Origin of the sequence: Bacillus cereus group sp. BfR-BA-01330 (assembly GCF_022663885.1) — a bacterium.
GTDB classification, from domain to species: domain Bacteria; phylum Bacillota; class Bacilli; order Bacillales; family Bacillaceae_G; genus Bacillus_A; species Bacillus_A cereus.
The window spans coordinates 102,229-116,093 of sequence record NZ_JAKUGK010000002.1 but is presented as its reverse complement, the minus strand read 5'-3'; the positions used below and the strand labels follow the sequence as shown (position 1 = coordinate 116,093).

Sequence of the window (13,865 nt, the reverse complement as noted above, 5' to 3'; positions counted from 1 at the left end):
TCCCTACTTTATGCAGTTTTTTTCTTCTTCCATAAAATCGCACCGATTAAAATAAGAACTGCTATCATAACAATTGTACCACCTGGCGCTAGATCAAGTTGATACGAAGCAAACATTCCACCAATTACTGCAATTTCACCAAATAAAATGGAAAAGAAAATTGTTTGTTTAAATCCTTTAGCAATACGAATACTTGCTGCAACTGGTAATGTCATTAATGATGATACGAGAAGAACCCCCACTACACGCATTGATACTGCAATGACAAGAGCAACTAATATAATGAAAATAAAGTGAATCCATTTCGCTCTTAAACCAGTTGATACTGCGTATTCCTCATCAAATGATAATAGAAACAGCTCTTTATATAATAAAATAATTGTCGCAACAACAACAATTGCTACAATCCCAATAATAATTAAATCTGTACTTGTTACAGCACTGACACTACCAAATAAATAACTAAATAAGTCTGTGTTAAATCCATTTGCAAGTGAAATGAAAATAACTCCAACCCCCATCCCTGCCGAAAGGATAATTGGAATTGCTAATTCTTGATAGTGCTTATATACAGTTCGTAACTTTTCGATTAGTAGCGCTCCACCAATCGAGAAAATCATCCCCATATATAAGGGGTTTAAAAATCCACCTGTAAAAATGGTTTTTTCAAGTAATAAACTTGCTGCAATACCCGATAACGTCACGTGACTTAATGCATCCGCAATAAGAGATAAACGACGAATAACAACAAACACACCAATTAGCGGTGCAACAAGTCCAATTAAAATACCTGCGTATAAAGAATTACGTAAAAAGTCATATTGTAAAAAATCTTGTATCATTATATCCTCCCGTGATGCTCATGTTCGTGTTCTAAACGATGAACATGATGTCCATATAAGACGGACATTTCTGCATCTTCTAACTCTCGGAACTTCTCTACATTTCCATGGAAATGTAGATGTTGGTTTAGGCATGCAACATGTGTTACTTTTTCAGTAACAGCTCCCATATCATGAGTAACAAGAATTAATGTGATCCCGAGCCTTTTGTTTAAATCCTCTAATATTTCGTAAAAACTTTCCACATTTTTCACATCGATTCCAACAGTAGGCTCGTCCAAAATAAGCAATTCAGGATCACTAACGAGCGCACGAGCAATAAATACACGCTGTTGCTGTCCACCAGAAAGCTCTCCAATGTTACGACCTTGAAACTCACTCATCCCTACATCAGCAATTGCTTTTTCTACCTTTTTTTTATCCTCTTTTGTAAAAAAGCGAAAAAGCCCTTTTTTCGAAACAAGTCCCATTGAGACAACTTCAGAAACAGTTGCTGGAAAACCAGAATTGAAACTATTTGCCTTTTGGGATACATAACCAACTTTGTTCCATTCCTTAAACTTCTTACTATCAACGCCAAACACGCGTATGCTTCCTTCTTTTGGCTTTAAAACGCCTAATAAACACTTAAGTAAAGTTGATTTACCTGAACCATTCGGTCCCACTAAACCTAAAAAAGCTCCCTTCGGAACTTGCAAATTAATATTTTCTAACACATTCCGATCTTCATATCGGAATGTTAAACCTTCAATTTCTAATATATTATTCATAGCATCTCACCTATTTTAATTCAGAATGATTCCGATTTATATCTATTTGAATTATAGTACAGCTTATTATAGTTGTAAACCAATCTGCCTAAAATATATCTATTTTTTCAAGAAACCTTACTATTATAACAAAAAGCAGAGAAAAATTCTCTGCTTTCAAAAAATATTCCTATAAACTTTTAGTGAATAGCCGATTTAAACTTACCACCATTTGTCTCTTGCGTGCTCATAATCGTAACAAACGCATTTTCATCAATTTCATGCACAATTGACTTTAATTTCGTCACTTCTAGACGCGTTACAACTGCATAAATAACTTCTTTTTCTTTATCCGTGTAACCACCTTTTGCTACAAGCTTTGTCGTTCCACGGCCAAGACGATGCAAAATCGCGTTTGATACTTCCTCATATTGATCAGATACAATTAAAACCGCCTTCGTTTCATCTAGCCCTTGAATTACTGTATCGATTGTTTTAAATGCGATATAGTACGTCATAACAGAATACATCGCTTGTTCCACACCAAACACAAATGCTGCCCATGCAAAAATAAATAAGTTCACAAACATTACGAATTCACCAACAGAGAACGGTAGTTTCTTCGTTAATAAAATCCCCATAATTTCAGTTCCATCTAACGACCCACCATGACGAATTACAAGTCCTACACCAAGACCTAAAATAAGCCCACCAAACACTGTCGCTAAAATAGGTTCTGTTGTAAATGGTGGCACCGCATGTAACGTTGACTCAATGAAAGCTAACGCTACAATACCAAATGTCGAAGATAACATAAATGTTTTTCCAATTTGCTTATAACCGGAATACATAAATGGGATATTGAGAACAACGACTAAAGTAGAAAAACTTAACCACCAAATGTTAGGAGTAAGATAATCTAATATAAGAGAAATACCAATAATTCCACCATCAATAATTTTATTTGGCATTAAAAATAGTTCAATCGCCACCGCCGCGCATGCTGCTCCAAAAATAATCATAACTAAACGATAAATGAGATGAATAACACTTTCTTTTCGATGTTGCTTTTGCTCCATAAGCCCTCCCTGTACTCTTTTTCTGTAGTTTCGTCCTTATATTATAACATACGCTTCTTTTCCTCATGAAAAAAGAAACTCCATACGAATATGTACAAGCTACATGCTCATATATTTCGATAGAAGAACGCGTGAAGGAGGATAATAAGATGAACCTCATTAAACAAATTGTTAATAAAAAATTAAATCATATTTCTACAAAAGAGTTATTAAAATATAGCAAAGAATACGAAGTTCCTATTACAGCCGCACAAGCTGACCAAATCGTTTTACTTATGAAGGGTAAAAATATTAATATTTACGATAACAACGAGCGACTAGAGCTCTTAAAACAGATCGCAAAAGTAACTTCCCCTGCCACTGCCCAACAAGTAAATACATTATTTCAGCAACTACTAAAATAAGGAGGGGATTTCCCCTCCTTATTGCGCTTTAATTTTTTCAAGAAGCCCTTCATCAAAAGTGCCGTTTTTCAGCATTTCGATTTCCAATTTATATGGTGGCTTCTTATCTTTTTTATCTTCCCCTACATACGGTGTTTCAAGAATTTTTGGTACATGCATTAACTGTGGATGATGTACAATGTGATGCAATACTTTATACCCAATGTGACCAAATCCAATGTTTTCATGACGGTCTTTTCCTGCTCCGCGTACATTTTTACTATCATTAATATGAAGTACTTGTAAACGATCTATACCAACGATCTTATCGAATTCGTTTAATACGCCGTCAAAGTCATTTACAATATCATATCCTGCATCGTGCGTATGACACGTATCAAAGCATACGGATAGCTTTTCATTATATTTTACACCATCAATAATCTTTGCAATTTCTTCAAAGCTACGACCGCATTCTGTTCCTTTTCCTGCCATCGTCTCTAACGCAATGTTAACCGTCTGTTCTGGCGTTAACACTTCATTAAGCCCTTTAATAATTTGTTGAATACCAGCATCTGCTCCAGCACCAACGTGCGCTCCTGGGTGAAGAACAATTTGTTTCGCTACACCTAATGCCGATGTTCTTTCAATTTCCATGCGAAGAAAGTCTACGCCTAATTGGAATGTTTCTGGCTTCGTCGTATTCCCAACATTAATAATATACGGCGCATGGACGATAATTTCCTCAATTCCGTTCAGCTCCATATGTTTTCTTCCTGCTTCTATGTTCAATTCTTCAATTGGTTTTCTTCGTGTATTTTGCGGTGCACCTGTATAAATCATAAACGTTGTTGCACCGTATGAAACAGCCTCTTCACTTGCTGCTAATAACATTTTCTTACCACTCATAGAAACATGAGATCCAATCTTTAACATACAATCACCTCTTCAATATACAATAGATATAATGATAGCATAATTTGTAGAAATATGTAGTGAATTGTTTGTTCACAAAAGACGCACTACACAAATTCATATGACTATTTAGACAGACTATACTCTTCATTTAAATTAGCGGGATTAAAAAAAGATAAGGGAAACCCCTTATCTTTTTTTATTGCTATATTTCCTCTTCACTTTGTCACGTTCTGTTGCAAGTTTACGTTTATAGTTTGGTTTTACTTTTTTCGGTTTTTTAATAACTTTCGTTGCCATAACATCAAGTTCGTCATTTGGTTTTTTACGGCTCTTACGACGACGACGCTCACCTAAATCTGCCCACTCATCTCCACGTAAATCTACATGTTTAAACTCGATATGACGTTGTTTTTCTAAGCTATCTAACGCTTCTTCGTTTGCTGGATCATAAATCGTCACTGCAATACCAGAATGCCCCGCACGTGCTGTTCTTCCAACGCGGTGAACGAAGAAATCTAAATCTGATGGTAGCTCATAGTTAATAACATGGCTAATCCCTTCAATATCAATACCACGTGCTGCTAAATCAGTCGCAACAATATATTGGAATTCAAGGTCACGAATTTGTTTCATCATTTTTTTACGATCACGTGGTGATAAATCCCCGTGAATTCGTCCAACTTTTAAGCCACGTTCCATTAATCCATCAGCAACTTGGTCTGCCATCTTTTTCGTATTCGTGAAAACAACTGCTAAATACGGTTTAAATTGAAGTAGCATTTTATGCACTAAATCAATTTTATTACGATGTTTAGAAGGCACTAAATAGTGTTCAATGTTTCCAGCTGCAACTTGTTTTGGATTGATATGAATATGCTCTGGATTCTCCATATATTTCTTCAGAAACGGTTTTAGTTTTTGAGGAATTGTTGCAGAGAAAACTAACATTTGCAAGTTTTTAGGCATGCGTGCTGCAATTTTGTCTACATCATGAATGAATCCCATATCAAGCATTAAGTCTGCTTCATCGACAATAATCGTATTTGCTTTATGAACAAATAATGCTTGTTCTTCAACTAAGTCTTTAATACGTCCTGGTGTCCCAACTACGATATGAGGTTGTTTTTTCAATTTCTCAATTGAACGTTGTTTATCAGTTCCACCAATTAAACAACGTGCTGTAATCATTTGGTCTTCCGCACAAAACTTTGTTAATTTCACGATTTCTTCGTAAATTTGTTGTGCTAACTCACGAGTAGGCGCTGTAATAACAAGTTGTACTTCTTCACGACTTGCATTAATTCTGTTTAATGTAGGAAGTAAGTATGCATGTGTTTTCCCAGAACCTGTTTGGGATTGTCCAATTACACTTACACCTTTTTTCACGACTGGGAAAATTTTCTGCTGAATTCCTGTCGGCTCTGTAAAGCGTAGTTCACGAACTGCATCTATTAAAAATGGTTTAAAATCATACTGTGTAAAAGTTTGTTGTGTCATAAGTTACACCTTCTTTCTAAAATTTCTACTGCGCGCACAAATCAGTCAAGTCTACATTATATCGAAATCTACAAGTAAAATCCATCTTTAGTTTAGGTTTTCACTTCAAAAACTAACCTTCTTCCCTTTTATTGCATATTGTATGTGTATATACCTAACTGAAGAAAGGAGGATTTCTCACATGTTTCCGAAATCCCCTACAAGGCAAATGTATCCGAATCCAGGGCAGCAACCTTATACACCATATCCAATTCCACAACTACCACCAATGGCACAAAAAAAGAAAGGTTTTCTTGCTAAGCTTTTTAAAAAACACGATCCAACCGAGCCTTTTATGCAAATGGTTCCACCTTACCGACAAATGGAAGGGCAACCGATGATGCATCAGCAACCACCACCGCCCCAATATCAACAGCAATATCCGCAGCAATACCAACAACAATATCCGCAGCAACATCCACAATATCAACCATACATGCAGCAATATCCTGAGCAAATGATACCGCCTCAAATGTATGAATCAACTGAAACGCGCGGGGGCACAACTACAGCTGCGGCAACAGCAAGCAGTGGCATCGGCAGTTTTTTTTCGAACTTAATTTCAAATCCAACTAATATGATAAATAACATCGAAAAAGTATCCCAAGTCGTTCAATCTGTAGGTCCTGTCGTCGAACAGTACGGTCCTATTATGCGTAGTCTACCAAGCATTGTTAAAATCCTCACCTCTGGAAAAAGCACGGAAGAAAATCAAACGGAAAATGTAACAGAGCCAGTTGAAGTAGAAAGTCCGCCTCCTGCACCTCAAAAAAAGAAACGAAAACGAAAGAAAATAGTGATTGAACCTGTAATAGAAAAAGAGTTACCGAAAGAACCAGTTCAACAAACAGCAACAAAACCAAAACTATATGTGTAACAATCCTTTGTTTTCTATCCACTCCTCCTTTATAATGTAAAAGACTATGCACAAAAGTATCCCTTGTTTAGAAGGAGAGGATTACTCATATGAAAATTGTTAAAATTTCCCCTCGTGGTTATTGCTACGGTGTTGTCGATGCAATGGTAATTGCACGTAACGCCGCATTAGATAAATCATTGCCGAGACCCATTTATATTTTAGGTATGATTGTTCACAATAAACATGTTACAGACGCTTTTGAAGAAGATGGAATCATCACATTAGACGGTCCAAGTCGCTTAGAAATTTTAGATAAAATTGATTCTGGTACTGTTATTTTCACTGCACACGGTGTTTCTCCAGAAGTTAAACAACGCGCAAAAGAAAAAGGTTTAACAACAATCGATGCTACTTGCCCAGATGTTACCAAGACGCATGACCTTATCGAAGCTAAGAAAGCGGAAGGGTATCATGTCATTTATATCGGTAAAAAAAATCATCCAGAGCCAGAAGGCGCAGTTGGTATTGCACCTGACATCGTTCACCTTATCGAAAGAGCCGATGATTTAAAAACATTAGAAATCCCAACAGATAAAATTTTAGTAACAAATCAAACAACGATGAGTCAATGGGATGTTCAACATTTAATGGAGGACATTCAAAAAAAATTCCCAACAGCAGAATTCCATAAAGAAATTTGTTTAGCAACTCAAGTTCGCCAAGAAGCTGTCGCTAAACAAGCTGATGTTGCAGACTTAACAATTGTTGTTGGTGATCCGAAAAGTAACAATTCAAATCGCTTAGCACAAGTATCACAAGAAATCGCGGGTACAAAAGCATATCGAGTTGCTGATGTAAGCGAAATTCAATTAGAGTGGCTACAAGGTGTAGAAAACGTAGCTGTTACAGCAGGTGCTTCTACTCCAACGCCAATTACGAAAGAAGTTATCGCTTTCTTAGAGCAATATAACCCAATGAATCCCGCTACATGGGAAAGAGTTCGAAAAGTACCGTTACAAAAAATATTACCTCGCGTGAAAGTGAAAAAAGAACAATAATAAAAACCGTTGCTTGCATGAGCAACGGTTTTTATTTTTCTTATACAAATATAAATGGATCTGTATGTAACTGCGAAGCATGAATGTGTACATTGAGTTTCTTTGCATCTACTTTTTCTTGTAATTGCTTTTGTACACCTTGTTTCATTACTTTTTCAACATTATGTCCTGGGTCAACTATATTTAAACCGAGCATCATCGCATCATGAGCAACATGATAGTACATGTCACCAGTTACATATACATCTGCTCCTTTAAATTTCGCTTGGTTTATATATTTATTACCATCTCCACCAAGTACAGCTACTTTACGCACTTTATCGTCTAACTTACCGACAACTCTTGCGCCCTTCACGTCTAATGATTGTTTCACATGTTCTGCAAATTGACCAAGCGTCATTTCTTCTTGTAAGTATCCTATTTTTCCTAGGCCTAACGTTTCACCTTTATTATCAAGCGGATACACATCGTATGCTACTTCTTCATAAGGGTGCGCCGTTACCATTGCTTTAATCACTTTCCGCTGTAATGAAGCTGGAATAATCGTTTCGATTCGCACTTCTTCTACACGTTCTAACTGTCCAGTTTCCCCGATATAAGGATTTGTCCCCTCTTGAGGTACAAATATGCCTGTACCCTCGCTACTAAACGTACAGTGGCTATAATTGCCGATATGACCAGCACCTGCGTCTCCTAATGCATTCCTTACTTCTTCTGCATGAGTGACTGGCACAAACACAACAACTTTTTTCATTTCTTCTGCATATGTCGGTGCCAAAACTTCTGTATTTTGCAATCCTAACGCCTCAGCAAGTAAATCATTTACCCCGCCCTTAGCAACATCCACATTTGTATGCGCTGCATAGATTGCAATATCATTTTTAATACACTTTTCAATAATTTTCCCATACGCCTTATCTGTATGAATCGCTTTTAACGGGTTAAAAATTAAAGGATGATGAGCAATAATGACATTTGCCCCTAATTGAATTGCTTCATCCACAACTTCTTCCGTTACATCTAACGCAATCAATACGTGCCGCACGGGTTTATTAAGCGCTCCAATCTGCAGGCCAATCTTATCTCCTTCCATCGCCAAATGCTTCGGATACATACTTTCAAATAAAGAAATAATTTCATGGCCATTTGGAATTTTACTCATGATAAAACCTCCCCTATCATTTTCATTTTCGCTTCTACTTCCCCACGCTTCGCTTTTGTTTCTTCAGAATCAGCTGCACGTTCTAACTGTTTTAAAATATTTTGGAAGTTTTTTAATTCTCCTTCCCATTTTTCAACGAAGGCTTCACTTTTTTCTGTTATTAAAAATGGTCCCATAAACAATTCAGCTTGTTTATTTTCAGAGTAAGGCGCTGCAACATTTCCTCGCTCCCCTACTAAAATTTCGTAAATTTTCCCATCTTCTTTTACGATTTTTTCATGGATAAGCTCCCAACCATTCTCAATAAACCATTCACGAATATGATGCGCTGCAATATTAGGCTGTAAAATTAAACGTGTTACACCTTCTAATTTTTCTTTACCACTTTCTAAAATGTCACGAATTAACGCTCCACCCATTCCGGCAACTGTAATTACATCTACTTCTCCTGGTGCGATAACAGCTAATCCATTCCCTTTACGCACATCTACTTTATCTTGTAAACCACTTTCAGCTACAGTTGCTTGCGCAGAGCGAAATGGTCCATCTACGACCTCTCCTGCAACTGCTTTTGTAGCAATATTATTTATAATTGTATAACACGGTAAATACGCATGATCCGATCCAATATCAGCGACTGTAGATCCTACTGGTATTTCACGTACAACTTCTTCTAATCGTTTTGAAAGCTTTACTTCATTCATGTATTTCCATTACTCCTTCTCTTGTCAGTCTGTCTCCATGATAATGAATTTATAGTAGTTGTTGCAAGCCCATAACAACAATTCACTGCTCTATCATTCATCGTATTTTAGAAAATATAGAAAAACAAGCCCTTTGCATAAGCAAAAGGCTTGTCATACGGAACTTTATTTTTTCTTCGATAACCAATCAGCTACTTTAGCGGCTTGATCAGCTGGAACTATATTGGCAGGCATATTGCCTTTTCCTTTCGAAAGAATTTCTTTAATTTCATCCTTTGAAAGTTTCCCACCAATTTTTTGCAAGTTAGGTCCAACTGCCCCTTGTAACTGATCACCATGGCAGCTCGTACAGCTTTGCTTCACAATATCTTCTGGTTTTGATGCCGTTTGTGCTGGCTTCCCGCCATTTTTTGCATCAGCTAACTCTTTAGATTTATTTAGCCCCTGAAATGAAAATACAAACATAACGATAATACCCAATGCTGCAATAAGAGCGAACGGAATCAGCGGATTACGTTTCATATCTCTTCTCCCCCCTCTATACCCCTAAATAGTTAGATGATTCAGTCATTTCCATTGTACTTGAAAACGCTCTATCAGAAAAGAGTAAACTACCACTTGTTAAAAATATTCCATAAATTCAGTTTATTGTTTTTTATTGTCATATCGCTTATTATTTCGATAATTATTAACGTTTCTCATCATATTTTTCGCTTTTCTACATATATTTTTGTATAGAATAAACAAAATTAATCGAAAAATCGAAAAATGAGCATTTGCAAATCAAAAGACAATTCTGTAAAATAAATTACAAGAAATTGTAATCGTTGCCGATAGCTAAATTTTAACAAAAATTAACAAAATAAAAAAGTTTACTTCACAATGGTGAAGTAAACTTAAAAATAACCTATTCTAAGAAATCCTTAAGACGCTTACTACGGCTTGGATGTCTTAATTTGCGAAGTGCTTTTGCTTCAATTTGACGGATACGCTCTCTTGTTACGCCAAATACTTTCCCAACTTCTTCAAGCGTACGAGTTCGTCCATCATCTAAACCGAAACGAAGACGTAGAACATTTTCTTCACGATCTGTTAGCGTATCTAACACATCTTCTAATTGTTCTTTTAGCAATTCATAGGCTGCATGGTCCGCAGGCGATGTTGCTTCTTGGTCTTCAATAAAGTCACCTAAATGGGAGTCATCTTCTTCACCAATTGGTGTTTCAAGAGAAACTGGCTCCTGTGCAATTTTTAAGATTTCACGTACTTTTTCTGGAGCAAGATCCATTTCTTCACCAATCTCTTCAGGAGACGGTTCACGACCTAAATCTTGTAATAATTGGCGTTGTACACGAATTAACTTGTTAATCGTTTCAACCATATGGACTGGAATACGAATTGTTCGCGCTTGGTCTGCAATGGCACGTGTAATAGCTTGGCGAATCCACCAAGTTGCATACGTACTAAATTTGAAACCTTTACGATAATCGAACTTTTCAACAGCTTTAATTAGACCCATATTACCTTCTTGAATTAAGTCTAAGAAAAGCATACCACGACCTACATAGCGCTTTGCAATACTTACTACAAGACGTAAGTTTGCTTCTGCAAGACGACGTTTCGCTTCTTCATCGCCTTCTTCAATACGCGTTGCAAGTCGAATTTCTTCTTCTGCAGATAGTAAGTCTACACGACCAATTTCTTTTAAATACATACGAACAGGATCGTTGATTTTAACCCCTGGTGGTACACTTAAATCATTGAGGTCAAACTCTTCTTCTGTTTTTGAAATTTGGCGATTATTAGGGCCTTCTTCGTTGTCATTATCACCAACTAAGTCAATGCCTTGTTCACCTAAATATTCATAGTATTCATCCATTTGATCGGATTCAATTTCAAATCCATTCATGCGTTCTGCAATCTCTTCATATGTAAGAACGCCACGTTTTTTTCCGAGCTCAGTGAGTTGTTCTTTCACTTGCTCAAGGGTCATTTCAGTTTCAATTTGTTTAGAACGAGCTGGTTTGTCAGCCATCTGTTCCCCTCCTTACGCGAGATACAAACATTCATTATACTAAAACTTTATCAAAAAAGCTATTTTCTCGCTTTTTGATTTTGTAAATATGCTACATAATATTTAGCAGCCTCTACAGGATCTGTTTTTTCCATTTGTTTCACTTTAAAGATGATCTCCATCTTTTCAAGTTTTTCCTGATGCCGTCTAAGCGTCTCCAAATGGCCTTGTAACACTTCTTCTGTGTATTCTGGATTAATAAATTCATCCGTCGAAATATCAGTGATAATATTTTTCAACTTTTCATCAGAGAGCCAACTTAAAAATGTTCCGACTGAAGGTTCATTTCCCTTTTCATAATATGCGTATAGTTCATATAAAATCCCTTTATGTTCTTCTGTATGAAAATCTTCTATATGGGATTCCATACGAACAGCTACTTCTGCACTTTGCAACATATGGTAAATAATTTCTCTTTCCGCTCTTTCAAAACCTGTTAACTTCGGTTTTGTTTGAACGACTTGAGACGGTTTAGCAACCTGCTTTATTTGTTTTTGCTGTACCTTTTGTTCTTTGCGATATTGGTGCAATTGATTCAAAAGTGTTTCCATTGAATACGAAAATTCTTGCGATAATGACTTCAAATATGACTCTGCCTGCATCGCATCTTGTAACAACGATAACTCTTTTAAAACACTTTTCACATATTCTTCTTTGCCAGACTCATCTTGCAAATTTTTCCCTAAACGCAAATAATTTATTTTAAAACCAACAAAACTCACACTTGATTTCACAAGATTTTCAAAAGCGGTAGTCCCATATTGTTGCACATATTCATCAGGATCAAGCTTATCTGGCAAGGATGTGACTTTCACTTGGCAACCAACTTTTAGCAATAATTGCCCTGCTTTCATCGTCGCTTCTCGCCCTGCTTTATCACCATCATAGCAAAGAACAACAGTTTCAACGTTACGTCGCAGAAGTTTTGCTTGTTCTTCAGTTAAAGCTGTTCCCATTGTCGCAACAGCTTCTTCCACACCACTTTTTACCGCAGCTAGTACATCGGCATATCCTTCAAAAAGAACCACTTGCCCACGCTTTCTAATAAACGGTCTTGCTTGGTGGAAGTTATACAACAATTTACTTTTGTGAAAAATCGGTGTTTCAGGGCTATTTAAATATTTCGGAGTGTCATCCCCTAACGCCCTTCCACTAAACGCTATCACCTTACCTTGTAACGTATAGATCGGGAACATAACTCTTCCACGGAAGCGATCGTAATGACTACCATCCTTCTCACTTCTTATTAGAAGGCCAGCTTGTTCCATACTAGACAGCGATAAACCTCTTTTTTGTAAAATTTTCGTCGCCGCATCCCAAGCAGGTGATGCATAACCAATTTCAAACTTCTCAATCATCTCTTTCGTAATACCACGGTTTAATAAATATGAAAGTGCTTCATTTCCCTCTTCCGTATTTACTAATAAATGATGATAATACTTTTTCAATAATTCATGAGCTTGTTGCATGATGACAGTGTCATCAGATATGTCTTCTTGTTGTCCTTGTCCTGATGTGTACTCTGCAACCGCAATTCCATTTCTTTCGCCTAGCTTTTGAACAGCCTCGGTAAAAGCCAGTCCTTCCATTTTCATTAGAAAGGAAAATACATTTCCACCTTCTCCACATCCGAAGCAATGAAAAATTTGCTTATCAGATGAAACAGAGAATGAAGGAGAATTCTCACCATGAAATGGACAAAGGCCGAAATAGTTACGCCCCTGTTTTCTAAGTTGAACGTATTCACCAATGACTTCTACAATATCGGATGATGTCCGAATCTGTTCAACAACTTCTTCGGGAATTCTGTTCCCCATAACTCCATCTCCGTGTCGTATTTTGTATTCGATATAAATTAAAAAATTCCTTTATAATTCGACAATATTTTTCTAAACTTGTTAGAAAGTGTTGCCGATTACATTGTATAAACGATTTTGAACCTTTCCTATAGGTCCTTTATCTGCATAAATCGCATATACATACTTGCTATATAAAATTGTATACATTTGCTCATCTGTTACAAATGTATCTCTTAGAAACAATACATATACACCTTTTTACAAGAAGAGTAGCAAGCCACATATACTGTTTGATCTTGAGATCTGTAACTTTTTCATGTTGATCCATATAACAATCAACTCCATTTTGTTCAGTATCTACAATGATCCAATTGCCTTGCTATTTCCTTAAAGGATGAGCATATGATGCGACAAACAAAATTCCGACATGAAATTCCGCTCCAACTTGCACAATTTCAGCCTTCACGGGATATACATCTACACCAACTAATATGTTGTTGATGTTTTGCATATTTCTGTATTCTACATCCCTTCTGTGAATCCTTCCATAATGTGCGTTTTCTTGTATAGATTTTGTCGATTTAACGTAATTACATGTCTTTTTCGTAAATCCTATCCCTAGTTTATTCTGAAAAATTAAAGTCTAAACGTAAAATATAGGTTTTTATCACAATTTTTTATTATAATATATTTTCTTCAACT

General features: G+C 36.4%; 15 protein-coding genes. 3 read left to right on the top strand and 12 right to left on the bottom strand.

What is annotated here, in order from left to right:
- Positions 1–8: 8 nt before the first annotated feature.
- The 3 genes from MR112_RS06330 to MR112_RS06320 all read right to left on the bottom strand — a co-directional run bounded on the left by MR112_RS06330 (position 9) and on the right by MR112_RS06320 (position 2,670).
- Positions 9–842 (bottom strand): metal ABC transporter permease, encoded by an 834-nt coding sequence (locus MR112_RS06330; RefSeq protein WP_000613815.1) that lies wholly within the window; start codon positions 840–842, stop codon positions 9–11.
- The gene (locus tag MR112_RS06325) at positions 842–1,612 is read right to left on the bottom strand and encodes a metal ABC transporter ATP-binding protein (RefSeq protein WP_001059662.1); all 771 of its coding nucleotides are present in this window, start codon (positions 1,610–1,612) and stop codon (positions 842–844) included. Before MR112_RS06325 ends, MR112_RS06330 begins: the two co-directional genes overlap by 1 nt.
- A 179-nt stretch (positions 1,613–1,791) precedes the next feature.
- Positions 1,792–2,670, bottom strand: coding sequence for a YitT family protein (locus MR112_RS06320; protein WP_000435963.1), 879 nt, complete (start codon positions 2,668–2,670; stop codon positions 1,792–1,794).
- A 149-nt stretch (positions 2,671–2,819) separates the two neighbouring features.
- Here MR112_RS06320 and MR112_RS06315 point away from each other — a divergent pair, with 149 nt between their 5' ends.
- Positions 2,820–3,074 carry a DUF2624 domain-containing protein gene (locus MR112_RS06315; RefSeq protein WP_001048954.1) on the top strand — a complete coding sequence of 85 codons (255 nt, stop codon included), beginning with the start codon at positions 2,820–2,822 and terminating at the stop codon, positions 3,072–3,074.
- 18 nt (positions 3,075–3,092) lie between these two features.
- Here MR112_RS06315 and MR112_RS06310 read toward each other — a convergent pair whose 3' ends face one another.
- Both MR112_RS06310 and MR112_RS06305 read right to left on the bottom strand, forming a co-directional pair.
- Positions 3,093–3,989 (bottom strand): deoxyribonuclease IV, encoded by an 897-nt coding sequence (locus MR112_RS06310; protein ID WP_242244864.1) that lies wholly within the window; start codon positions 3,987–3,989, stop codon positions 3,093–3,095.
- Positions 3,990–4,157: 168 nt separating this feature from the next.
- Complete coding sequence (locus MR112_RS06305; protein WP_000194017.1) at positions 4,158–5,468, bottom strand: DEAD/DEAH box helicase; 1,311 nt, start codon at positions 5,466–5,468, stop codon at positions 4,158–4,160.
- Between the two features lie 181 nt (positions 5,469–5,649).
- Here MR112_RS06305 and MR112_RS06300 point away from each other — a divergent pair, with 181 nt between their 5' ends.
- A complete protein-coding gene (locus tag MR112_RS06300; protein ID WP_000484167.1) occupies positions 5,650–6,384 on the top strand; it encodes a YqfQ family protein in 735 nt (244 codons plus the stop codon).
- Positions 6,385–6,473: 89 nt separating this feature from the next.
- Positions 6,474–7,424, top strand: a complete 951-nt coding sequence (locus MR112_RS06295) for a 4-hydroxy-3-methylbut-2-enyl diphosphate reductase (protein ID WP_000706662.1) — start codon at positions 6,474–6,476, stop codon at positions 7,422–7,424.
- Between the two features lie 40 nt (positions 7,425–7,464).
- Here MR112_RS06295 and MR112_RS06290 read toward each other — a convergent pair whose 3' ends face one another.
- The 7 genes from MR112_RS06290 to MR112_RS28760 form a co-directional block, all read right to left on the bottom strand.
- Positions 7,465–8,586: a Nif3-like dinuclear metal center hexameric protein gene (locus MR112_RS06290; RefSeq protein WP_242244863.1), complete on the bottom strand. Its 1,122-nt coding sequence runs from the start codon at positions 8,584–8,586 to the stop codon at positions 7,465–7,467.
- Positions 8,583–9,290, bottom strand: coding sequence for a tRNA (adenine(22)-N(1))-methyltransferase (locus tag MR112_RS06285; protein ID WP_001006542.1), 708 nt, complete (start codon positions 9,288–9,290; stop codon positions 8,583–8,585). Before MR112_RS06285 ends, MR112_RS06290 begins: the two co-directional genes overlap by 4 nt.
- 165 nt (positions 9,291–9,455) lie before the next feature.
- Complete coding sequence (gene cccA, locus MR112_RS06280; protein WP_000828141.1) at positions 9,456–9,812, bottom strand: cytochrome c550; 357 nt, start codon at positions 9,810–9,812, stop codon at positions 9,456–9,458.
- Between the two features lie 385 nt (positions 9,813–10,197).
- Complete coding sequence (gene rpoD, locus MR112_RS06275) at positions 10,198–11,325, bottom strand: RNA polymerase sigma factor RpoD (RefSeq protein ID WP_000764065.1); 1,128 nt, start codon at positions 11,323–11,325, stop codon at positions 10,198–10,200.
- Positions 11,326–11,384: 59 nt separating this feature from the next.
- A complete protein-coding gene (gene dnaG, locus MR112_RS06270) occupies positions 11,385–13,181 on the bottom strand; it encodes a DNA primase (protein ID WP_000528221.1) in 1,797 nt (598 codons plus the stop codon).
- An 81-nt stretch (positions 13,182–13,262) separates the two neighbouring features.
- On the bottom strand, positions 13,263–13,406 hold the full coding sequence (locus tag MR112_RS06265) for a hypothetical protein (protein WP_000479733.1): 144 nt from the start codon (positions 13,404–13,406) through the stop codon (positions 13,263–13,265).
- Positions 13,407–13,542: 136 nt separating this feature from the next.
- The gene (locus MR112_RS28760) at positions 13,543–13,674 is read right to left on the bottom strand and encodes a hypothetical protein (RefSeq protein ID WP_002024806.1); all 132 of its coding nucleotides are present in this window, start codon (positions 13,672–13,674) and stop codon (positions 13,543–13,545) included.
- Positions 13,675–13,865 lie beyond the last annotated feature (191 nt).